We start from the raw sequence: 21,582 nt of genomic DNA on the forward strand, positions 1-21,582 counted from the left end.
AGGCCCCGGCGGCGGCTCAGCGCCGCGTGGCGGTGACGAAACGAGCGCGGCCGGTGAGGTCCGGGTGGTCGCGGACGTCGTCCCAGCGGCCGGTGCCGACGAACACCGCGGGAGCGCTCTCGCCCTGCGCGTCGGCGTGCTCGGCGCACACCACCCCGCCGGGCTTGAGCAGCCGGCGCGCGGTGCGCTCGAGCACCCGCATGGCGTCCAGGCCGTCGTCGCCGGACCACAGCGCCAGCGACGGGTCGTGGTCGCGCACCTCGGCGGTGACGCTCTCCCACGCCTCGAGCGGGATGTACGGCGGGTTGGAGACGACCACGTCGACGGTGCCGTCGAGGTCGGGGAACGCGTCGGCCATGTCGCCCCCGCGCAGGTCGACCCCCGCGCCGTCGAGGTTCTGGTGCGCCCACTGCAGCGCCTTCTCGTCCAGCTCGACGGCATGGACGCGCGCGCCGGGGACCTCGTGGACGACCGACAGCGCGATCGCGCCGGAGCCGGTGCACAGGTCGACCACGACCGGCTCGTCGACCGCCTTGGCCCGGTCGATCGCCCAGCCGGCGACGACCTCGGTCTCGGGCCGCGGCACGAACACGCCCGGACCGACCTCGAGGTCGACGTAGCGGAAGGCGGCGGTGCCGGTGATGTGCTGCAGCGGCACCCGGCGGGCCCGCGCGGCGATCATCTCGGCGTACGTGTCGCGCTGGCGCGCGTCGACGAACTTGCCCGCCACCATCGCCCGGGGCACGCCGGTGACGTGGGACAGCAGCAGCTCGGCGTCGACGCGGGGGCTCGGCACCTCGGCCTCGGCCAGCGTCTGCGTCGCCTCGGCGATCAGCCGGTCACCCTTCACGAGCGGGTCTCCAGCGACGCCAGGCGCTCGGCCAGGTCGGCCTCGACGAGCGAGGTGATGACGTCGCCGAGCGCGCCGTCCATCACCTGGTCGAGGTTGTAGGCCTTGAACCCGGTGCGGTGGTCGCTGATGCGGTTCTCGGGGAAGTTGTAGGTGCGGATGCGCTCGGACCGGTCGACGGTGCGCACCTGGGAGCGCCGGGCGTCGGACGCCTCGGCGTCGGCGGCGGCCTGGGCCGCCTCCAGCAGGCGGGCGCGCAGGATGCGCATCGCCTGCTCCTTGTTCTGCAGCTGGCTCTTCTCGTTCTGGCAGCTGGCCACGATGCCGGTGGGCAGGTGGGTGATGCGGACGGCGGAGTCGGTCGTGTTGACGCTCTGGCCGCCGGGACCGGACGAGCGGTAGACGTCGATGCGCAGGTCGTTGTCGTGGATCTCGACGTCGACGTCCTCGGCCTCGGGCAGCACCAGGACGCCCGCCGCGGACGTGTGGATGCGGCCCTGGCTCTCGGTGACCGGCACGCGCTGCACGCGGTGGACGCCACCCTCGAACTTGAGCTTCGCGTAGGGGGCCTCCCCCGGCTCGGGCGTGCCCTTGGCCTTCACCGCGACGGTGACCGACTTGTAGCCACCGAGCGCGGACTCGGTCGAGTCCAGCACCTCGGTCGTCCAGCCCTGCTGCTCGGCGAAGCGGGTGTACATGCGCAGCAGGTCGCCGGCGAACAGCGCCGACTCCTCGCCGCCCTCGCCGCCCTTGACCTCGACGATGACGTCCTTGGAGTCGGCCGGGTCGCGCGGCACGAGCAGGTGCTGCAGGCGCTCGGACAGCGCGGGCAGCCGCTGCTCGAGCTCGGCGGCCTCGTCGGCCATGTCGAGCTCGCGGGCCGCCTCGAGGTCCTCGGTGGTCTGCTGCCACTCGCGGTACGTGCGCACGATCGCCGACAGCTCGGCGTAGCGCCGGCCCAGGCGCTTCGCGGTCGCCGGGTCGGCGTGCACGGCCGGGTCGGCCATGCGCTGCTCCAGCTCGGCGTGCTCGGCGACGAGCGAGTCGACGGCCTCGAACATGTCTGCGGCTCCTGCGGGCGAAGAGGGGTGGGGGTAGAACGACGGCGCCGGCCCCACCTGTGCAGGTGGGACCGGCGCCGTGGACCAGCTAGGCCTCGCGCTTGCCGTAGCGCTTCTCGAAGCGGGCGACGCGGCCGCCGGTGTCGAGGATCTTCTGCTTGCCGGTGTAGAACGGGTGGCACGCCGAGCACACGTCGGCGCGGATGACACCGTCGTCCTTGGTGCTGCGCGTGGTGAAGGTGTTGCCGCAGGTGCAGGTGACCTGGGTCTCCACGTAGGTGGGGTGGATCTCGCTCTTCATGGGTGTCCTCTCGTCACGGCCGCTGGGTCGGGCGCGGAGTGCGTCACGTGAACCAGAACCGAGGATCAATACTGCCAGGTGGTACCCGCTACAAGGAAATCGGGTACGGATCTATTCCGCGGGCAGCAGCTTCTCGATGTCGCTCGCGATGTCCTCGGGCTTGGTGGTCGAGCCGTACCGCTTCACGACCCGGCCGTCGGCGTCGACCAGGAACTTGGTGAAGTTCCACTTGATCGCGCCGCTGCCCAGCAGGCCGGACTTCTCGGACTTGAGCCACTGGAACAGCGGGTGGGCGTCCTTGCCGTTGACGTCGACCTTGGCGAACAGCGGGAAGGTGACGCCGAAGTTGCGCTCGCAGAAGTCGGCGATCTCCGCCTCCTCCCCCAGCTCCTGGCCGCCGAACTGGTCGCACGGGAAGCCGAGCACGACCAGGCCCCGGTCGACGTACTCCTGGTAGAGCGCCTCGAGCCCCTTGTACTGCGGGGTGAAGCCGCACTGGGAGGCGGTGTTGACGATGAGCATCACCTTGCCGCGGTAGTCGGCGAGCTGGCGCTGCAGGCCGTCGATCGCGGTGGCGTCGAAGTCGTGGGCAGTGGTCACGGCGCCAGCGTAGGGCCGTCCCGGTCATGACGCGCCCAGGACGCGGACGAGCCCGCCCCACCGAGGTGGGACGGGCTCGCCGGGGGACGTGCGTCAGGCGTGCTCGCCGGGCATCGTCTTGGAGATCTGCATGAGGAACTCGGCGTTGCTCGCGCTCTTCTTGAGCTTGTCGAGCACGAGCTCCAGGCCGGCCTGGCCCTCCAGGCCCGACAGGACCCGGCGCAGCTTCCAGACGATGGCGAGCTCGTCCTTGGCCATGAGCAGCTCCTCGCGGCGCGTGCTCGAGCCCAGGACGTCGATGGCCGGGAAGATGCGCTTGTCCGCGAAGTCGCGGCGCAGGCGCAGCTCCATGTTTCCGGTGCCCTTGAACTCCTCGAAGATGACCTCGTCCATGCGCGAGCCGGTCTCGACCAGCGCGGTCGCCAGGATGGTCAGCGAGCCGCCGTCCTCGATGTTGCGCGCGGCGCCGAAGAACTTCTTCGGCGGGTACAGCGCCGAGGAGTCGACACCACCGGACATGATGCGACCCGACGCGGGCGCCGCGATGTTGTACGCGCGGCCCAGGCGGGTGATGCCGTCGAGCAGGACGACGACGTCGTGGCCCAGCTCGACCAGGCGCTTGGCCCGCTCGATCGCGAGCTCGGCGACCGTGGTGTGGTCCGAGGCCGGACGGTCGAAGGTCGAGGAGATGACCTCGCCCTTGACGGTGCGCTGGAAGTCGGTGACCTCCTCGGGACGCTCGTCGACCAGGACGATCATCAGGTGGCACTCGGGGTTGTTCTCGGTGATCGCGTTGGCGATCGACTGCATGATCATCGTCTTGCCCGCCTTCGGGGGCGAGACGATGAGGCCGCGCTGGCCCTTGCCGATCGGCGACACGAGGTCGATGACTCGGCCGGCGAGGTTGCCCTCGCGCTCCAGGCGCAGGCGCTCGGACGGGTACAGCGGGGTGAGCTTGCCGAACTCGACGCGGCTGCGCGACTCCTCCAGCGTCATGCCGTTGACGGAGTCGATGCGCACCATCGGGTTGAACTTCTCCTTGCGCTCGCCCTCGCGGGGCTGGCGCACCTGGCCGACGATCGCGTCGCCCTTGCGCAGGCCCCACTTGCGAGCCATGGAGAGCGAGACGTAGACGTCGTTCTCGCTGGGCAGGTAGCCCGTCGTGCGCACGAACGCGTAGTTGTCCAGGATGTCGAGGATGCCGGCCGCGGGCACCAGGACGTCGTCCTCGGTGTAGGTCGGCTCGACCTCCATGCCGCGGTCACGGTTGCGGCTGCGGTTCCGGTTGCGGTTGCGGCCACGACGGTTGCCGCCGCCGAAGTCGTCGTCGTCGCGCGGGCCGCGGTCCTCGCGCTGGTTGCCGCGGTCGCGGTTGCCGCCGCCGTCGTTGTTGTTGCCGCGGTCGTTGTTGCGGCCGCCCTGACGGTTGCGCTCGCGGCCCTCGCCGCGGTTGTCGTCGTCGCCGCCGCGGTTGCCCTGGCGGTTGCGCTCGCGCTGGCCCTCGTTCTTGCCCTGCGCGTCGTTCTTGTCGCCGTCCTGGCGACGCTCGTTCTTGTCGCCACCCTCGTTCTTGGCCGGACGCTCGTTCTTGTCGCCGTCGTTCTTGGCGGGACGCTCGTTCCTGTCGCCCTCGGCGCGGGCGCCGCGGTCGCCGCGCTGGCGCTCCTGGCGCGCCGGACGCTCGTCGGCGGGCTTGTCGTCGGCCTTGGCGGCGGCGGCGGCGGGCTTCTCGGCCTTGGCCGGCTTCTCGGCCTTCTCCGCCTTCGCGGCGGGGGCACCGCCCTGGGCGGACTTGATGGCGTCGATGAGCGCGCTCTTGCGCAGCCCGGCGCCGTTGACGCCGAGGCCGGAGGCGATCTCCTGCAGCTCGGCGATCTTCTTGCCGGCGAGACCGCCGGTGGTGCGGCGAGGCTTCTCGGCCGCGGGAGCGTCGGTGGCGGCAGCCTCGGGGGTGGTGTCGATCGTGTCAGTCACGTGGATTCCTATTCAGGAGGCACGGAGGCCTCCACCCGGAGAGCCGGGTGTGTGAAGGTAGGCCCGGCTCGCACATGAGCACAGGCGCCTGGGGGAACTGCTCCGTCGGGGAGAGGGACTCTCGAACTCCGACTACGTCGACCATAGCACCACGGGTGCCGGGATTGTTCCCAACCCCTCAGGGCGTGTCGACGCGGTGGACACCGCGGGCGGCCACCTCGACCTCGTGCACCGCCCAGCCGTCCGGGGCCACGTGGCCGACGCCGCGGCCGAAGGCCAGCACGGTGGGCCCGGCCCCGGAGACGACCGCCGGGACGCCCTCGACGCGCAGGGCCCGCATCACCTTGTGCGACTCGGGCATCGCCGGGGCCCGGAAGGACTGGTGCAGCAGGTCCTCGGTGGCCGGCAGCAGCAGGCCGGGGGCGCCGGTGAGCGCGGCCACGAGCAGCGCGGCGCGTCCGGCGTTGGCGGCGGCGTCGCGGTGCGGGACGGTGTCGGGCAGCAGGCCGCGGGCGAGCTCGGTCGACACCGGCTCCGGCGGCACGAGCACGGTGACCTCCGCGACGACGTCGAGCCGGTGCACCGAGGCGGCGTACCCGTCGAGCCACGCGATGGTGAACCCGCCGAACTGCGCGGCGGCGACGTTGTCGGGGTGGCCCTCGAGGTCGGTGGCCAGCTGGAAGGCGGCGAGGTCGTCCATGAGCACCTCGCTGTCGCGCACGAGCGCGCGGGCCAGCGCGATGCCGCCGACGATCGCGGCGCTGGACGAGCCGAGGCCCCGCGCGTGCGGCACGACGTTGCGGCACGACAGGCGCAGGCCCTGGGGCTTCACGCCCATGAGGTCGAACGCGGCGTGCATCGAACGGAGCACCAGGTGCGACTCGTCGCGGGGCACGTCGGTGGCGCCCTCCCCCTCGACGTGGACGTCCAGCCCGTCGTCGGTGACCTCCGCGGTCAGCGTGTCGCCGAGCGTCAGCGCCAGGCCGAACGCGTCGAAACCGGGGCCGAGGTTGGCGCTGCTGGCCGGCGTGTGGACGCTGACCGGGCCGTCGACGAAGGTCATGCGAGACCGGCCGCGGCGGCCGCCTCGTCGACGTCGGCGTCGATGACCGAGTCGACGATCGAGCCGACGCCGGACAGTGCGGTGTCGGTGTCCTTGAGCCCGTGGCCGGTGACCGTGACGCTGATGGTGAGCCCGCGCTCGACGCGTCCGGCCTCGACCAGGCTCAGCAGGCCGGCGACGCTGGCCGCCGATCCCGGCTCGACGAAGATGCCGTCGTGCGAGGCCAGCGCCCGCTGGGCGGCCAGGATCTGCTCGTCCGAGACCGCCTCGATGAGGCCCCCGGACTCGTCGCGGGCCGCGGTGGCCAGCTGCCAGGACGCCGGGTTGCCGATGCGGATGGCGGTGGCGACCGTCTCGGGGGTCGTGACGACCTCGCCGCGCACGATCGGCGCCGCGCCCTCGGCCTGGAAGCCCCACAGCGCGGGCGTGCCCTGGGCCATGCCCTCGCGCGCGTACTGCTGGAAGCCCATCCAGTAGGCCGAGATGTTGCCGGCGTTGCCGACCGGGAGCACGTGCACGTCCGGGGCGCGGTCGAGCGCGTCGACGATCTCGAACGCGGCGGTCTTCTGGCCCTCGAGCCGGACCGGGTTGACCGAGTTCACCAGCGCCACGGGGTACTTCTCGGCCAGGCCGCGCGAGAGCATGAGGCACTCGTCGAACCCGCCGCGGACCTGGATGACCTCGGCCCCGTGCATGACCGCCTGGGCCATCTTGCCGGCGGCGATCTTGCCGTGCGGCACGAGCACGACCGGGGTGAGCCCGGCCTTGGCGGCGTACGCGGTCATCGAGGCGGACGTGTTGCCGGTGGACGCGCAGACGACCGCCTTCGCCCCCTCGGCGACGGCCGCGGAGATCGCGGCGGTCATGCCCCGGTCCTTGAACGAGCCGGTGGGGTTGGCGCCCTCGACCTTGACGTGGACGTCGCCGCCGACCAGTCCGGACAGCCAGGCGCTGTGCACGAGCGGCGTGCCGCCCTCGCCGAGCGAGACCACGTGCGTCGTGGCCCGCTCGGGCATCCAGTCGCGGTACTCCTCGATCACGCCTCGCCACAGGTGGGCACGTGCGGGCATCAGCGGCCTCCCTCGACGCGCATGACCGACGAGACGCCGCGGACCATGTCGAGGTCGCGCAGCCGCGCCACGGTCGCCGAGAGCGCGGCGTCGTCGGCGACGTGGGTGACGACCACGAGCGTCGCGTCGTCGCCGTGGCCCTCCTGGTGGACGGTGCGGATGGAGACCTCCTGCTCGGCGAAGGCCTGCGCGACCGCGGCGAGCACGCCCGGACGGTCGGCCACGTCGAGCGAGATGTGGTACGCCGTGCGGGTGCGGCCCATGCCGAGCACCTCGAGCTGGGCGTGGCTGGACTCGCCGGGCCCGAAGACGCCGTCGACCCGGTTGCGGGCCACGGTGACGAGGTCGCCGAGCACGGCCGACGCGGTGGGAGCGCCGCCCGCGCCGGGGCCGTAGAACATCAGCTGACCGGCCGACTCGCTCTCGACGAACACGGCGTTGAACGCGCCGCGGACGCTGGCCAGCGGGTGGTCGTCGGGGATCATCGCGGGGTGCACGCGGGCCGACACGGCCGGCCCGTCGGGCGTCTCGTGCCGCTCGCAGATGGCCAGCAGCTTGACCACCGAGCCGCGCTCGGCCGCCGAGGCCACGTGCGCGGCGGTGACGTCGCTGATGCCCTCGCGGTGGACGTCGTCCATGGTCACGCGGGTGTGGAAGGCCAGGCTGGCCAGGATCGCGGCCTTGGCGGCGGCGTCGAAGCCCTCGACGTCGGCGGTCGGGTCGGCCTCGGCGTAGCCCAGGGCCTGCGCCTCCTCCAGCGCCTCGGCGAAGTCGGCGCCGGTGGACGTCATGGCGTCCAGGATGAAGTTGGTGGTGCCGTTGACGATGCCCAGCACGCGGGTGACGCGGTCGCCGGCCAGCGACTCGCGCAGCGGGCGGACGATCGGGATGGCGCCGGCCACGGCCGCCTCGTAGAACAGGTCGCGTCCGGCCTTGGCCGCCGCCTCGTAGAGGGTCGCGCCGTCCTCGGCGAGCAGCGCCTTGTTGGCCGTGACGACCGAGGCGCCGTGCTCGAGGGCGGTGAGGATGAGGTCGCGGGCCGGCTCGATGCCGCCGATGACCTCCACCACCACGTCCAGGTCGCCGCGCGAGACGAGCGCCTTGGCGTCGGTCGTGAAGAGCTCGGCGGGCAGGTCGAGCTCGCGCTCGCGGCCCGGGCGGCGCACGGCGATGCCGACCAGCTCGACGGGCGCGCCGATGCGTCGGGCGAGCTCGTCGGCGTCCTGGGTCAGCAGCCGCGCGACGTCGGAGCCGACGACCCCGCAGCCGAGCAGGGCGACCTTGAGCGGCCGGGGGCTGGGCTTGTCGCTGGTCACGGGGCCAGGGTATCGGCCTTCGCGCCCGGCGGAGGCCGGGGCGGCGACGACGAGACGGACGCCCGTCCCGCCCCTCGGACGCGGGGATGCTTGCGCTCCGCATCCGTGGGCGTACAGTGCCTCTGCTCACTTAGGCAATGCTCACCTGACAGGACGTCCATGTTCGCCAACTTCCTGATCGGCCTGCGCGAGGGTCTCGAGGCCGCGCTGGTCGTCGGCATCCTCGTGGCGTACCTGGTCAAGACCGGCCGCCGCGACCTGCTGCTGCCGCTGTGGAGCGGCGTCGCCCTCGCCGCGGCGATCTCGCTCGGCTTCGGCGCCGCGCTCACCTACGGCCCCCGCGGGCTGACGTTCGAGGCGCAGGAGGCCATCGGCGGCACCCTGTCGATCGTCGCCGTCGGGCTGATCACCTGGATGATCTTCTGGATGGCGAACACCGCCCGTCACCTCAAGTCCGACCTCACCAGCCGGCTCGATGCGGCCGTCGAGGGCGGACGCTGGGCGATCGTCCTCATGGCGCTGCTCGCCGTGGGCCGCGAGGGGCTGGAGACCGCGCTCTTCCTGTGGGCCAGCGCGCAGGCCACCGGCGAGTCCACCGACCCGCTGCTCGGCGCGGTCCTGGGCCTGGCCGTGGCGGTCGTGCTCGGCTGGCTGGTCTACCGCGGCGCGGTGCGCCTGGACCTGCGGCTGTTCTTCTCCTGGACCGGCATCGCGCTGGTGGTCATCGCCGGCGGCGTCCTGGCCTACGGCGTCCACGACCTGCAGGAGGCCGGCATCCTGCCCGGTCTGCACGCGCTGGCCTTCGACGTGTCCGAGCAGGTCCCGCCGTCGAGCTGGTACGGCACCCTGCTCAAGGGCGTCCTGAACTTCTCCCCCGCGACGACGTGGCTCGAGGCCGCCGCCTGGCTGCTCTACGTCGTCCCCACCCTGACCTTCTTCGTCCGCACCGTCTGGTTCGCCGCGCCGCGTCGCACCGCCTCCCCCGTCGCCTGAGCGACCCCGTACCGAAGGAAACCCATGCACCGTCCCCTCCGCGGCCTCGCCGTGGCCGCGACCCTGCTGCTGCCGCTGGCCGCCTGCACCGAGAACTCCGACTCCTCGGCGTCCGGCTCGAAGGACACCGGCACGATCGCCGTCGAGTCCTCGGCCGACGCCTGCGAGCTGTCGGCCGACGAGGCGCCCTCGGGCAACCTCGTCTTCACGGTCAAGAACACCGGGCCGGACGTCACCGAGTTCTACCTGCTGGCCGAGGACGGGCTGCGCATCGTCTCCGAGGTCGAGAACATCGGCCCCGGCCTGAGCCGCGACCTCGTCGTCACCGCCAAGCCCGGCACCTACGTCAGCGCGTGCAAGCCCGGCATGGTCGGCGACGGCATCCGCGGCGAGTTCACGGTCACCGACTCGGGCAAGGACGTCGCCCCGACCGGCGCGCTCGCCGACCAGGTGGCCGCCGCGACCACCAACTACGTCGCGTACGTCAAGGACCAGACCGAGCAGCTGCTGGCCGGCACCCGCGACTTCGTGGAGGCGTACGAGCAGGGTGACGACGACCGGGCCCGCGAGCTCTACGCGGCCACGCGCGTCCACTGGGAGCGCATCGAGCCCGTCGCGGAGTCCTTCGGCGACCTCGACCCGCGCATGGACCTGCGCGAGGCCGACCTCGAGGCCGGCCAGGAGTGGACCGGCTGGCACCGGCTGGAGAAGGACCTGTGGCCGCCGAAGGGCTTCACCGACGCGCTGAGCCCGGCCCAGCGTGCGACGTACGCCGACCAGCTGCTCGCCGACACCCAGGAGCTGTACGACCGCACCCACGCCGCCGCGTTCGCCCAGGAGATCGACGCCACCGCGATCGGCAACGGCGCCAAGGGCCTGCTCGACGAGGTCGCGACCGGCAAGGTCACCGGCGAGGAGGAGATCTGGTCGCACACCGACCTGTGGGACTTCCAGGCCAACGTCGACGGCGCCAAGGTCGCGTACGACGGCCTGCGCGACATCGTCGTGGCCAAGGACGAGGCCCTCGCGACGCAGCTCGACACCCGTTTCGAGGCGTTGCAGGGGCTGCTCGACCAGCACCGCGAGGGCGAGGGCTTCGTCGGCTACGACGCCCTGTCGACGGACCAGGTCAAGCAGCTGGCCGCGTCCGTCGACGCGCTGAGCGAGCCGCTGGCCCGGCTGACCGCGGCCGTGGTGCTGTGACCTCCCCCGGCGGGACCGACGCGACCGGACGTCGGTTCTCCCGGCGCTCGGTGCTCGGTCTCGCCGGGGCCGCGGCCGCCACCGGTGCCGCGGCGGGCGCGGGCATCACGCTCGCCGCCGCCCACGCCGGCGACGAGCCGCAGGCCGAGGGCGGCACCGGCGACGCCTACGCGTTCACCGGTGCCCACCAGGCCGGCATCACCACGCCGGCCCAGGACCGCCTGCACATGGCCGCGTTCGACCTCACCACCACCGAGCGGGCCGACGTCGTCGCCCTGCTGCGGGCCTGGACCTACGCGGCGTCCCGCATGACCCAGGGGCTGCCCGCCGGCGACTTCGGGCCGGGCTCGGGACCGTACGACGCGCCGCCGGACGACACCGGCGAGGCCGACGGGCTGCCGGCCAGCGGCCTGACCATCACGTTCGGGTTCGGCCCGTCGCTGTTCCGCGACGCCGACGGACGCGACCGGTTCGGCCTGGCCGCGCGGCGTCCGGCGCTGCTGGAGGACCTGCCGCACTTCCCCGGCGACGCGCTCGAGCCCGGCCGCACCGGCGGCGACCTCGTCGTGCAGGCCTGCGCGCACGACCCCCAGGTCGCGGTGCACGCCGTCCGCAACCTGTCGCGGATCGCCTTCGGCACCGCGGCGGTGCGCTGGAGCCAGCTCGGCTACGGACGCACGTCGTCGACGTCCACCAGCCAGGCGACGCCGCGCAACCTGTTCGGGTTCAAGGACGGCACGGCGAACGTGAAGGCCGAGGAGGCCGACGCCGTCCGCGACTTCGTCTGGGTGCAGCCCGGCGACGACCCGGCCGCCGCCTGGATGGCCGGCGGCAGCTACCTCGTGGCCCGGCGCATCCGGATGATGATCGAGACCTGGGACCGCGCCCCGCTGCGCGAGCAGGAGACCATCGTCGGCCGCACGAAGACGACCGGCGCGCCGCTCTCCGGCGGCACCGAGCACACCGAGCCCGACTTCGCCCTCGCCGGGCGCGACGGCGTCCCGCTCGTCGCCGAGCAGTCGCACGTGCGGCTCGCGCACCCCAGCAGCAACGACGGGCAGCGGATCCTGCGCCGCGGCTACAACTACACCGACGGCTCGGACGGCCTCGGCCGCCTGGACGCCGGGCTGTTCTTCGTCGCGTTCGTGCGCGACCCCGCCCGCCAGTACGTCCCGATGCAGAACCGGCTCGCCCGCGACGACCTCATGAGCGAGTACCTGCGGCACACCGGCTCGGGCCTGTGGGCCGTGCCCCCGGGCGTCCCCGACGGCGCCGCGCTCGGCGGCACCGACGGGGCGTACGTCGGCCAGGAGCTGTTCGAGGGCTGAGCTCAGCGCTCGCGCAGGCGTCCGCTCAGCCACAGGGCCGCGAGGGCGACGACCGGGGACGCGCCCAGCACCGCGGCGAACGCCGTCTCGCTCGAGCGGGTCAGCAGCGCGGCGAACACCGCGCTGCCGAGCGCGAGCCCCATCGCCTGCACGACCGCGTCGTTGGTCTGCATGGCCGCGCTGGCCGCCCCGTGCTCGCCGGCCGGAGCGGTCTCGAGCAGCAGCACCGAGAGCGTGGACGTGGCCATGCCCATGCCGAGGCCGGCCAGCGGCCACAGCAGCACGAGCAGGACGAGCGGCACCGCCTCGACCAGCACCAGCCCGCCGGCGACGCTGCCGAGCGCGACCAGCCCGACGCCCAGGCGCACCCGGCGGTGCTTGTCGGCCAGGGCGGGCACGTTGGCGGCCAGCCACGAGCCGCTGAACCACAGCACCGCTCCCCCGGTCAGGAACATCCCGCCCTGGGTCGGGGTCAGGCCGCGGTGCTCGACGAGGGCGAGCGGCAGGTACGCCTCGATGCCGAAGAAGGCCAGTGACACCACGCCGCGGGTGGCGATGACCGTCGGCAGCCCGCGGCGCCCGGTCCAGGTGCCCGGCGGCAGGAGCGGCGGCACGACCAGCACGGCCACCACGAGCGCGGTGAGGAGCGCGACCCACCACAGCGCGAACCCGCGCTGGCCGGCGACGCTCACCGCGAGCACCGACAGCGCCGCGACCGTCGCCAGCAGCAGCCGGCGCGGGCGCAGGCGGACGTCCGCGTGCGCGCCCGGGGTGCCGAGCGCCGGGGCCAGCAGCAGCGCGGCCAGCACGGCGGGGACGATCGCGCCGAGCACCGCCCAGCGCCAGCCGGCGGTCTCCGCGACCCAGCCGGCCACCGGCGGGCCGACGAGCGCCGGCAGCACCCAGGCGGACGTGAGCACGACGAACACCCGCGGACGCACGCGCTCGTCGAACGCCTGCCCCACCAGCACGTAGAGCGCGACCGTGGTCAGGCCGGACCCGAGTCCCTGCACCGCGCGGCCGACGACGAACAGCTCCATCGTCGGCGCGGTGCCGGAGACGACGAGCCCACCGACGAACCCGGCGACGCCGGTCAGCAGCGGCAGGGTCGGCCCCTCGCGGTCGCACCACGGCGCCGAGACGGTCATGGTGACCACCGACGCGGCGAGCATCACCGCGAACGAGACGCCGACGAGCGAGAGCCCGTCGAGGTCGGCCGCGACGAGCGGCAGCGCGGTCGCGATGGCGTAGGACTCGAAGGCGAACAGGAAGGCGGTGGCGAAGACGCCGGCGACGACGGCCCCCTGAGGACCGGTCCAGAGCCGCTCGCGTCCTCGTGCGTCCACCACGGGGTCGAGGCTAGGCCCCGCGCTCACCGGCTCGCCCACAGGTGCAGGTGGGCGGCCACGGTCGACGGCGGGACGACCCGCGGATCGGGCCGGACGGGTTGGAGCCGGCGCGAGCTGGCTGGACGCATGGAGCGCTCCTTCGAGTAGGTTGAGGCCAGCGAACAACCTCAACCTCGGTTGAGGTCAAGGCGAGGAGGCCGCGTGTCGAACGCCGAGCACCGGCGGCACCTGCTGACGCCCGGCGAGACGTCCGCCCGCGCCGGGGTGAGCGTGTCGGCGCTGCACTTCTACGAGCGCGAGGGCCTGGTCACGAGCGAGCGAACGGCCGGCAACCAGCGCCGCTACCACCGCGACGTGCTGCGCCGGCTCGCCTTCGTCCGCGCCTCCCAGCAACTCGGCATCTCGCTCGCCCGCATCAAGGAGGCGCTCGCGACGCTGCCCGGCGACCGGAGCCCGACCAAGGCCGACTGGGCCCGGCTGTCGCGCTCGTGGCGCGACGACCTGGACGCCCGCATCGACCAGCTCACCCGGCTGCGCGACTCGCTGGACGGCTGCATCGGGTGCGGCTGCCTGTCGCTGCGCAGCTGCGCGCTCTACAACGCCGACGACGAGCTCGCGACCGACGGGCCGGGACCGCGCCGGCTGCTGCGCCCGCTCGAGGACGTCCCCGAGCGGTGAGCAGTGGTCACTTCGGACACGGGGGCGGTGCCGAGCGGTGAGTGACGGTCACTCGTGGGCCGTGGAGTGACCAGGACCCACCACCCACCGGACGGAAGTGACCAGCACTCACCGCTCGCGAGGGACAACGTTCCCCGAGCGGTAGCGACGTCAGCCGACGTCGAGACGGAGCAGGTCGTCCTCGTCCTCGCGGCGCAGGATGAGCCGCGCCTCGCCGTCGCGGACCGCCACGACCGCGGCCCGCGGGACGTGGTTGTAGTTGTTGGCCAGCGAGCGGCAGTACGCGCCGGTGCCGGGCACGGCGAGCAGGTCGCCCGCCTCGACGTCGGCCGGCATGAACTCGTCCTTGACCACGATGTCGCCGCTCTCGCAGTGCTTGCCGACGACGCGGCTCAGGACCGAGGGCGCGTCGGACGTGCGGGACGCGAGCGTGCACGAGTAGTCGGCGCCGTAGAGGGCCGGGCGGATGTTGTCGCTCATGCCGCCGTCGACCGAGACGTACCGGCGCGAGGCACCGCCGTCGAGCGCGACCTGCTTGGTCGTGCCGACCTCGTACAGCGTGAACGTGGACGGACCCGCGATCGCGCGGCCGGGCTCGATCGACAGGTGGGGCACCGCGATGCCCTCGGCGGCGCACTCGTCGCGCACGATCTTGACCATGCGCCGGGCGAGGTCGTCGGCCGTCGACGGGTCGTCCTGGGTCGTGTAGGCGATGCCGAAGCCGCCGCCGAGGTCGAGCTCGGGCAGGACGGCGCCGAGCTCGCGCTCGATCTGGCCCTGCAGCCGCAGCACGCGGCGGGCGGCGACCTCGAAGCCGTCGGTGACGAAGATCTGCGAGCCGATGTGCGAGTGCAGGCCGCGCAGCTCCAGGCCGGGACGGTCGAGGATGCGGCGCACCGCCTCGAGCGCGTCGCCACCGGTGATCGAGAAGCCGAACTTCTGGTCCTCGTGCGAGGTCGAGATGTACTCGTGGGTGTGCGCCTCGACGCCGGCGGTCACCCGCACCATGAGCGGAGCGGTGACGCCGAGCTCGGCGGTGAGCTCCGCGAGCCGCTCGATCTCCTCGAAGGAGTCGACGATGATGCGGCCGACGCCCACCTCGAGCGCGCGACGCAGCTCGGCGACGCTCTTGTTGTTGCCGTGCAGGCCGATGCGCTCGGTCGGGAACCCGGCGCGCAGCGCGACGGCGAGCTCGCCGCCCGTGCACACGTCCAGGTTGAGCCCCTCCTCGGCGATCCAGCGGGCCGTGGCGACGCACAGGAACGCCTTGCCGGCGTAGTAGACGTCGGCGCCGCTGAACGCGTCGCGGAAGGCCCGGGCGCGGGAGCGGAAGTCGTCCTCGTCGACGACGTACGTCGGCGTGCCGAACTCGGCGGCCAGCTCGGGGGCGGTGACGCCCGCGACCTCGAGCACGCCGTCGCTCTTGGAGACGTTCGACGCCCACAGGGGGGCGACCAGCTCGTTGGGGTCGTCCAGGCGCTGCAGCCACGCCGGGCCGCGGTCGCCGGCCTGGCCGTGGATGGCGCCCGCCTCGTGCGCCCGCATCACATGCGCTCCGGGGCCGAGACGCCGAGGATGCCCAGGCCGTTGGCGATGACCTGGCGGGTGGCGGCGACGAGCACCAGACGGGCGCGGTGCAGGTCGCTGACCTCCTCGTCGCCCTGGGGCAGGACGCGGCAGACGTCGTAGAACTTGTGGAACGTCGAGGCGGTGTCCTCGAGGTAGCGCGCGACGCGGTGCGGCTCGCGCAGCTCGGCGGCGCGGGCGACGACGCGCGGCAGCTCGGCCAGTGCGCGCAGCAGCTGGCCCTCGCGCTCCTCGGCCAGCAGCGACGGGTCGTAGCCCTCGGCGTCCACCGTGACGCCCAGGTCGGCGGCGTTGCGCAGGATCGACGACAGCCGGGCGTGCGCGTACTGCACGTAGTAGACCGGGTTGTCGTTGCTCTGCCGCGTCATCTCGGCCACGTCCAGCGTGAGCGGCGAGTCCGAGGGGTAGCGGATGAGCGTGTAGCGCAGCGGGTCGACGCCGATGAGGTCGATCAGCTCGCGCAGCGACACGATCGTGCCGGCGCGCTTGGAGAGCTTGAGCTCCTCGCCGTCCTGGAGGATCTTGACCAGCTGGCCGATGAGCACCTGCAGCTGCTCGCCGGGCGTGTCGCCGACGCAGGCCGCCATGGCCGAGAGGCGTCCGACGTAGCCGTGGTGGTCGGCGCCCAGCAGGTAGATGCACGGGTCGAAGCCGCGCTCGCGCTTGTCGACGTAGTAGGCGGTGTCGGACGCGAAGTAGGTGAGCTCGCCGTTGGAGCGGCGCAGGACGCGGTCCTTGTCGTCGCCGAAGTCGGTGGTGCGCATCCAGAGCGCGCCGTCGGCCTCGAACAGCCGGCCCTGCTCGGTGAGCTTCTCGAACCCGCGCTCGACGGCGTCGGACTCGTGCAGCGACCGCTCGGAGAACCACACGTCGAAGTGCGTGTTCATCTCAGCGAGCTCGGACTGGTGCTCGGCGAGCTGCAGCGCGTAGCCGCCCTCGCGGAACGCGACGAGCTGCTCGGCCTCGGGCAGGTCGAGGATGCCCGGGTGGGACTCGACCACCTGGGCGGCGAGGTCGGCGACGTACGCGCCCTGGTAGCCGTCCTCGGGCGGCTGCTCGCCGTGCGCGCGGGCCATGAGGGACGCGCCGAACTTGTCCATCTGGTTGCCGCGGTCGTTGATGTAGAACTCGCGGGTGACGCCGGCGCCGGCGGCCTCGAGGACGCGACCGATCGCGTCGCCGACGGCGGCCCAGCGGGTGTGGCCCAGGTGCAGCGGGCCGGTGGGGTTGGCCGAGATGAACTCGAGGTTGGCGTTCTGCCCGGCGAGCGCGTCGCTGCGTCCGTACCGGTCGCCCGCGGCCAGCACCTGGCCGGCGAGGGCGCCCTGGGCGCCCGCGGCCACGCGGAGGTTGAGGAAGCCCGGGCCGGCGATCTCGGCGGCGCTGACCCCGTCGTCCTTGACCAGCTCGTCGGCCAGCAGCTGGGCCAGCTCGCGCGGGTTCATGCCGGCCTTCTTGCCGAGCTGGAGCGCGATGTTCGTGGCGTAGTCGCCGTGCTCGCGCTGCTTGGGTCGCTCGACGACGACGGTGGCGGGCACCCCGTCGGGGAGGCTCAGGCGTCCGTCGTCCACGAGGGACGTCAGGGCGGCGACGATCGACTGGGAGAGCTGCTCGGGGGTCACCCGAGGAGTCTACCGATGGCCGCCCTCGTCCAGGACGCGCTGGATGGTCGCCACGAGCTCGTCGGGGTCGAACGGCTTGATGACGTACGCGTCGACGCCGGCGCGCTGCGCCTTGGCGATGTCGGCCGGGTGGCCCTGCGTGGTGACCATGACGACGCCCAGGTGGCGCAGCCGCGGGTCGGCCCGCATGGCGCTCACGGTGGAGACGCCGTCGCGCCGCGGCATCATCACGTCGAGCGTCACGACGTCGGGCAGGTCGTCGTCGGCGAGGGCGTCCAGGGCGGCCTGGCCGTCGACGGCCTCGCGCACGTCGAAGCCCGCCAGCTCCAGGTTCGTCCGGATCAGGAACCGGATGGAGGGCGTGTCGTCGACGACGAGGACGGTGGGCACGGGACCAACCTATCGGTGCGGTACGCTCGCTCCGTCGATCCCACCCGGGTCGCCCGCCCCCGTAGCTCAGGGGATAGAGCACCGCCCTCCGGAGGCGGGAGCGCAGGTTCGAATCCTGCCGGGGGCACCCGATGCGAAAGCCCGCCGCGAGTCACTCGCGGCGGGCTTCGTCGTCCCCACCCGGCAGCGCCCCTCACCCGAGCCCGGCTGCCGCCGCGATTCGTAACGGACCGGACGTCCGGCGGCGCCCACCCCCGTCCGGTTCGACACACTTCGCGGCGGCAGCCGGGCTGGGGTGCGGCTCAGGCGCCGGAGGCGAGGACCTCCGCGTGGACCATGTGGAAGTACGCGTCCTCCGAGCGGCCCCAGGCGCGCCAGGCCTCGGCGATCCCGTCCAGCTCGGCCCGGCTCATGCCGTCGGCGAGGGCCTGGGTGGCGAAGGTCGACGACTGCACGCGGTCGGCCTGGCTGTCGCCCCACCAGCGCGCCTGCTCCTCGGTGGCGTACGTCCAGGTGGACGTGGACAGTTGGACGTCCTGTAGGCCCGCCTCCCGCGCCCACTGACGCAGGCGGCGTCCGGCGTCCGGCTCGGCGCCGTTCTCGCGCGAGAGCCGGCGGTACGTGTCGCGCCAGTGCTGCAGCGGCTCGGCGGCCGGCCACCAGGTCATGGACTCGAAGTCGACCTCGCGGAAGGCCACGATGCCGTCCGGTCGGCACACGCGACGCATCTCGCGCAGGGCCCCCACCGGGTCGGTGAGGTGCTGCAGCACCTGGTGGGCGTGGACGACGTCGAAGCTGTCGTCGGGGTACGGCAGCGCCAGGACGTCGGCGCGCTCGAAGCTGGTGCGGCGGTCGTCGCGACGGAAGGCCGCCTCGCGCGCGGTCTGGAGCGGGGCGTCGACGTTCTCGATGGCCACGACGCGTCCGGGTGCGACGAGGGCGGCGAGGTCCAGGGTGATGGAGCCCGGCCCGCAGCCCACGTCGAGCAGGCTCTGACCCGGCCGCAGGTGGGGCAGCAGGTAGCCGCACGAGCTCTCCGCCGTCCGCGCGCCGTGCGACGCGAGGACCGACGCGTGATGCCCGTGGATGTAGTCGGTCTGTCTCGTCTTTTGAGATGCTGGACTCACATCATGAGACTAGCCCCGGGACGACGGGGCCGACAGGTCTCGTCCAACGACCGGACAGTAGCCAACGCCCCTCCCACGCGATGTGGACGCAGGAGCACCACGTCCTCCAGGAACGTGGTGCTTCTGCGTCCACTTCGCGGCGGAGCCGCGAAGCAAGGACCCCGTGCGGCGGAGCCGCGAAGCAAGTGACCTCGTGCGGCGGAGCCGCGCGAACGGGACCTACCAGGCGATGGAGAGGTACTGCGTCTCCTGGAACTCGGCCAGGCCCTCGCGGGCGCCCTCGCGGCCCAGGCCGCTCTGCTTGAGGCCGCCGAACGGGGCCGACGGGTCCGACACCAGGCCGCGGTTGACGCCGACCATGCCGGCGTCGATCGCCTCGCCCAGCTTCATGGCGCGCTGCAGCTCGCCGGCGAAGACGTACGCCGCCAGGCCCATCTCGGTGTCGTTGACCATGGCCAGCAGCTCGGCGTCGTCGCGCCACGTGACGACCGGCGCCACGGGGCCGAACAGCTCGTGCTCGAGGATCGCCGAACCGGGCTGGACGTCCGCGAGCACCGTCGGCGCGTAGAAGTAGCCCTTGGTCTCGGGCACCTCGGCGCGGTGGGCCACGCGGGCGCCGGCCTCGACGGCCTCGGCGACGACGCGGTCCAGCTCGGCGACGGCCTTGCCCGAGATGAGCGGGCCGATCTCCGCGCCGGTGCTCGACGGGCCGACCGTGAGCGCCTCGACGGCCGCGCCGAAGCGGGCGACGAACTCCTCGGCGACGTCGGCGTGCACGAAGAAGCGGTTGGCCGCCGTGCAGGCCTGTCCCCCGCCGCGGAACTTCGCGATCATCGCGCCGGCGACGGCGGCGTCCAGGTCGGCGTCCTCGGTGACGACGAACGGCGCGTTGCCGCCCAGCTCCATCGAGGCGTTGACGATCCGGTCGGCCGCCTGCTTGAGCAGGATCGAGCCGACCCGGGTCGAGCCGGTGAAGCTGACCTTGCGCACGCGCCTGTCGGCCAGCCACGTCTCGGCCACGCCCGCGGCGTCCGTGGACGGGACGACGTTGACGACGCCCTCGGGCACGCCGGCCTCGACGAGCAGGCGCGCCACGGCGAGCGCGGTCAGCGGCGTCTCCGCGGCCGGCTTCAGGACGACCGTGCAGCCCGCGGCGAGCGCCGGGGCGATCTTGCGGGTCGCCATGGCGGCGGGGAAGTTCCACGGCGTGATCAGCGCGGCCACGCCCACCGGACGGTGGGTCACGACGGTGCGCGTGCCGCCGGCCGGGGACGAGCCGTAGTCGCCGCCCGGGCGCACGGCCTCCTCGGCGAACCAGCGGAAGAACTCGGCCGCGTAGACGACCTCGCCCTTGGCGTCGGTGAGCGACTTGCCGTTCTCGGCACAGATCAGCGCGGCGAGCTCGTCGACGTCGCGGTGCATGAGGTCGAACGCGCGGCGCAGGATCTCCGAGCGCTCCCGCGGGGCGACGTGGCGCCACGACGCGAACGCGGCGTCCGCGGCCTCGACCGCGGCGGTCGCGTCGGCCCGGTCGCCGTCCGCGACCTGGGCCACGACCTCACGGGTCGCGGGGTCCTCGACGTCGAACAGCCCGGCGCCGCCACGGCGCCACTCGCCGCCGACCAGCACGCCGCGCCCGGCGTCGAGCGCGTCCAGGTACGCCGCGCTCATGCGGACACCTCCTCGCGGGTCGAGGCGAAGGCCTCGGCGACGACGTCGAAGGCGTCCTCGAGCAGCTCGTCGCTGATCGTCAGCGGCGGCAGGAAGCGCAGGACGTTGCCGAACGTGCCGCAGGTCAGGACGATGACGCCCTGCTGGTGGGCGTACGACGCGACGGCCGAGGCCAGCGCGGCGTCCGGCTCGGTCGTGCCGGCCTTGACGAGCTCGACGGCGATCATCGCGCCACGACCGCGCACGTCGCCGACGCGCGCGTCGTCGGCCTGCAGCGCGTCGAGGCGGCGCTTGAGCAGCGTCTCGATCTCGCGGGCGCGCTCGACCAGGCCGTCGGCCTCGATGGTCTCGATCGCGGCCAGCGCGGCGGCGCAGGCGATCGGGTTGCCCCCGTACGTGCCGCCCAGGCCGCCGCCGTGCGGGGCGTCCATGATCTCGGCACGGCCGGTGACCGCCGACAGCGGCAGGCCGCCGGCGATGCCCTTGGCCGTGACGATGAGGTCGGGCACGACGCCCTCGCGGTCGCAGGCGAACAGGTCGCCGGTGCGGGCGAAGCCGGTCTGCACCTCGTCGGCGACGAAGACGACGTCGTTGGCGCGGCACCACGCGGCCAGCGCGGGCAGGAAGCCCTCGGCGGGCTCGATGAAGCCGCCCTCGCCCTGGATGGGCTCGATGACGACGGCGGCCAGGTTCGCGGCGCCGACCTGCTTCTCGATGACGGTGATCGCGCGCTGCGCCGCGGCCGCGCCGTCGACACCGGAGTCGCGGAAGGGGTACGACAGCGGGGCGCGGTACACCTCGGACGCGAACGGCCCGAAGCCGTGCTTGTACGGCATGTTCTTGGCCGTCATGGCCATCGTGAGGTTCGTGCGGCCGTGGTAGGCGTGGTCGAAGACGACGACGGCCTGCTTGCCGGTGAACGAGCGGGCGATCTTCACCGCGTTCTCGACCGCCTCGGCGCCGGAGTTGAACAGCGCGGTGCGCTTGTCGTGGTCGCCGGGCGTGAGCCGGCCGAGCGCCTCGGCGACGGCGACGTAGCCCTCGTACGGCGTGATCATGAAGCAGGTGTGCGTGAAGGCCTGCACCTGCTCGCTCACGGCGGCGGCGACGCGCGGGTTGCTGGCCCCGACGGTCGTGACGGCGATGCCCGACCCGAGGTCGACCAGGCGGTTGCCGTCGACGTCCTCGACGATGCCGCCACCGGCGCGCGTGGCGAACACGGGCATGGTCGTGCCGACGCCCGCGGCGACGGCGGCCTGCTTGCGCTGCATCAGCTCGACCGAGCGCGGTCCGGGGATCTGGACGACGTGGCGCGACTGCGGGATCTCGTGGCTCATGCCGCCATGATCGGACGCGACGGCCCATGCCGTCCAATACCTCTTCTCGATGGACGACATGC

Annotated in this window: 19 protein-coding genes and 1 tRNA gene; 5 read left to right on the top strand and 15 right to left on the bottom strand. The window is 73.2% G+C overall.

Annotated features, from left to right (window positions below; genetic code table 11):
- Positions 1-16 precede the first annotated feature (16 nt).
- The 8 genes from prmC to E0W78_RS11975 form a co-directional block, all read right to left on the bottom strand.
- A complete protein-coding gene (prmC, locus tag E0W78_RS11940) occupies positions 17-850 on the bottom strand; it encodes a peptide chain release factor N(5)-glutamine methyltransferase (protein WP_131404183.1) in 834 nt (277 codons plus the stop codon).
- A complete protein-coding gene (prfA, locus tag E0W78_RS11945; RefSeq protein WP_131404184.1) occupies positions 847-1,911 on the bottom strand; it encodes a peptide chain release factor 1 in 1,065 nt (354 codons plus the stop codon). The genes prmC and prfA overlap by 4 nt, the downstream gene beginning before the upstream one ends.
- Positions 1,912-1,999: 88 nt before the next feature.
- On the bottom strand, positions 2,000-2,212 hold the full coding sequence (gene rpmE / locus E0W78_RS11950) for a 50S ribosomal protein L31 (RefSeq protein ID WP_131404185.1): 213 nt from the start codon (positions 2,210-2,212) through the stop codon (positions 2,000-2,002).
- Between the two features lie 111 nt (positions 2,213-2,323).
- Positions 2,324-2,812 carry a glutathione peroxidase gene (locus tag E0W78_RS11955; RefSeq protein ID WP_131404186.1) on the bottom strand — a complete coding sequence of 163 codons (489 nt, stop codon included), beginning with the start codon at positions 2,810-2,812 and terminating at the stop codon, positions 2,324-2,326.
- 93 nt (positions 2,813-2,905) lie between these two features.
- Positions 2,906-4,786 carry a transcription termination factor Rho gene (gene rho, locus E0W78_RS11960; protein ID WP_131404187.1) on the bottom strand — a complete coding sequence of 627 codons (1,881 nt, stop codon included), beginning with the start codon at positions 4,784-4,786 and terminating at the stop codon, positions 2,906-2,908.
- A 178-nt stretch (positions 4,787-4,964) separates the two neighbouring features.
- Positions 4,965-5,849 (bottom strand): homoserine kinase, encoded by an 885-nt coding sequence (gene thrB, locus E0W78_RS11965; protein ID WP_131404188.1) that lies wholly within the window; start codon positions 5,847-5,849, stop codon positions 4,965-4,967.
- Positions 5,846-6,922, bottom strand: coding sequence for a threonine synthase (thrC, locus tag E0W78_RS11970; protein WP_242686337.1), 1,077 nt, complete (start codon positions 6,920-6,922; stop codon positions 5,846-5,848). Before thrC ends, thrB begins: the two co-directional genes overlap by 4 nt.
- Positions 6,919-8,235: a homoserine dehydrogenase gene (locus tag E0W78_RS11975; protein WP_131404190.1), complete on the bottom strand. Its 1,317-nt coding sequence runs from the start codon at positions 8,233-8,235 to the stop codon at positions 6,919-6,921. Before E0W78_RS11975 ends, thrC begins: the two co-directional genes overlap by 4 nt.
- 159 nt (positions 8,236-8,394) lie before the next feature.
- Between E0W78_RS11975 and efeU the strand changes: the two genes are divergently transcribed.
- From efeU to efeB, 3 genes are read left to right on the top strand one after another with little or no spacing between them, the layout of a single operon-like run.
- Positions 8,395-9,228, top strand: coding sequence for an iron uptake transporter permease EfeU (gene efeU / locus E0W78_RS11980; RefSeq protein ID WP_131404191.1), 834 nt, complete (start codon positions 8,395-8,397; stop codon positions 9,226-9,228).
- A 24-nt stretch (positions 9,229-9,252) separates the two neighbouring features.
- Positions 9,253-10,431, top strand: a complete 1,179-nt coding sequence (gene efeO, locus E0W78_RS11985; protein WP_131404192.1) for an iron uptake system protein EfeO — start codon at positions 9,253-9,255, stop codon at positions 10,429-10,431.
- Positions 10,428-11,759, top strand: coding sequence for an iron uptake transporter deferrochelatase/peroxidase subunit (gene efeB / locus E0W78_RS11990; protein ID WP_131404193.1), 1,332 nt, complete (start codon positions 10,428-10,430; stop codon positions 11,757-11,759). The genes efeO and efeB overlap by 4 nt, the downstream gene beginning before the upstream one ends.
- 2 nt (positions 11,760-11,761) lie before the next feature.
- On the opposite strand, the gene E0W78_RS11995 is transcribed toward efeB, so the two are convergent.
- Positions 11,762-13,108 (bottom strand): MFS transporter, encoded by a 1,347-nt coding sequence (locus E0W78_RS11995; protein WP_165570493.1) that lies wholly within the window; start codon positions 13,106-13,108, stop codon positions 11,762-11,764.
- Between the two features lie 201 nt (positions 13,109-13,309).
- Between E0W78_RS11995 and soxR the strand changes: the two genes are divergently transcribed.
- Complete coding sequence (gene soxR / locus E0W78_RS12000; protein ID WP_207392744.1) at positions 13,310-13,786, top strand: redox-sensitive transcriptional activator SoxR; 477 nt, start codon at positions 13,310-13,312, stop codon at positions 13,784-13,786.
- Positions 13,787-13,936: 150 nt separating this feature from the next.
- Here soxR and lysA read toward each other — a convergent pair whose 3' ends face one another.
- From lysA to E0W78_RS12015, 3 genes are read right to left on the bottom strand one after another with little or no spacing between them, the layout of a single operon-like run.
- A complete protein-coding gene (gene lysA, locus E0W78_RS12005) occupies positions 13,937-15,331 on the bottom strand; it encodes a diaminopimelate decarboxylase (protein WP_131404195.1) in 1,395 nt (464 codons plus the stop codon).
- The gene (gene argS, locus E0W78_RS12010) at positions 15,331-16,995 is read right to left on the bottom strand and encodes an arginine--tRNA ligase (RefSeq protein WP_131404196.1); all 1,665 of its coding nucleotides are present in this window, start codon (positions 16,993-16,995) and stop codon (positions 15,331-15,333) included. Before argS ends, lysA begins: the two co-directional genes overlap by 1 nt.
- A gap of 9 nt (positions 16,996-17,004) precedes the next feature.
- Positions 17,005-17,385 carry a response regulator gene (locus tag E0W78_RS12015; protein ID WP_131404197.1) on the bottom strand — a complete coding sequence of 127 codons (381 nt, stop codon included), beginning with the start codon at positions 17,383-17,385 and terminating at the stop codon, positions 17,005-17,007.
- A 55-nt stretch (positions 17,386-17,440) separates the two neighbouring features.
- Here E0W78_RS12015 and E0W78_RS12020 point away from each other — a divergent pair.
- Positions 17,441-17,512 (top strand) — tRNA-Arg (locus E0W78_RS12020).
- A 175-nt stretch (positions 17,513-17,687) separates the two neighbouring features.
- On the opposite strand, the gene E0W78_RS12025 is transcribed toward E0W78_RS12020, so the two are convergent.
- The 3 genes from E0W78_RS12025 to gabT all read right to left on the bottom strand — a co-directional run bounded on the left by E0W78_RS12025 (position 17,688) and on the right by gabT (position 21,520).
- Complete coding sequence (locus E0W78_RS12025) at positions 17,688-18,512, bottom strand: methyltransferase domain-containing protein (RefSeq protein WP_131404198.1); 825 nt, start codon at positions 18,510-18,512, stop codon at positions 17,688-17,690.
- A 219-nt stretch (positions 18,513-18,731) separates the two neighbouring features.
- Positions 18,732-20,183 (bottom strand): NAD-dependent succinate-semialdehyde dehydrogenase, encoded by a 1,452-nt coding sequence (locus E0W78_RS12030; RefSeq protein ID WP_131404199.1) that lies wholly within the window; start codon positions 20,181-20,183, stop codon positions 18,732-18,734.
- Positions 20,180-21,520 (bottom strand): 4-aminobutyrate--2-oxoglutarate transaminase, encoded by a 1,341-nt coding sequence (gabT, locus tag E0W78_RS12035; RefSeq protein WP_131404200.1) that lies wholly within the window; start codon positions 21,518-21,520, stop codon positions 20,180-20,182. The genes E0W78_RS12030 and gabT overlap by 4 nt, the downstream gene beginning before the upstream one ends.
- Between the last annotated feature and the right edge of the window lie 62 nt (positions 21,521-21,582).

The sequence above is a fragment of the Aeromicrobium sp. IC_218 genome, assembly GCF_004336805.1.
GTDB lineage: Bacteria > Actinomycetota > Actinomycetes > Propionibacteriales > Nocardioidaceae > Aeromicrobium.

What these genes read in the sequence shown, in the direction of transcription:
- prfA (WP_131404184.1), bottom strand. Translation starts at nt 1,911, where the DNA reads ATGTTCGAGGCCGTCGACTCGCTCGTCGCCGAGCACGCCGAGCTGGAG.
- rpmE (WP_131404185.1), bottom strand. Translation starts at nt 2,212, where the DNA reads ATGAAGAGCGAGATCCACCCCACCTACGTGGAGACCCAGGTCACCTGC.
- thrB (WP_131404188.1), bottom strand. Translation starts at nt 5,849, where the DNA reads ATGACCTTCGTCGACGGCCCGGTCAGCGTCCACACGCCGGCCAGCAGC.
- efeU (WP_131404191.1), top strand. Translation starts at nt 8,395, where the DNA reads ATGTTCGCCAACTTCCTGATCGGCCTGCGCGAGGGTCTCGAGGCCGCG.
- efeO (WP_131404192.1), top strand. Translation starts at nt 9,253, where the DNA reads ATGCACCGTCCCCTCCGCGGCCTCGCCGTGGCCGCGACCCTGCTGCTG.
- lysA (WP_131404195.1), bottom strand. Translation starts at nt 15,331, where the DNA reads ATGCGGGCGCACGAGGCGGGCGCCATCCACGGCCAGGCCGGCGACCGC.
- E0W78_RS12030 (WP_131404199.1), bottom strand. Translation starts at nt 20,183, where the DNA reads ATGAGCGCGGCGTACCTGGACGCGCTCGACGCCGGGCGCGGCGTGCTG.
- gabT (WP_131404200.1), bottom strand. Translation starts at nt 21,520, where the DNA reads ATGAGCCACGAGATCCCGCAGTCGCGCCACGTCGTCCAGATCCCCGGA.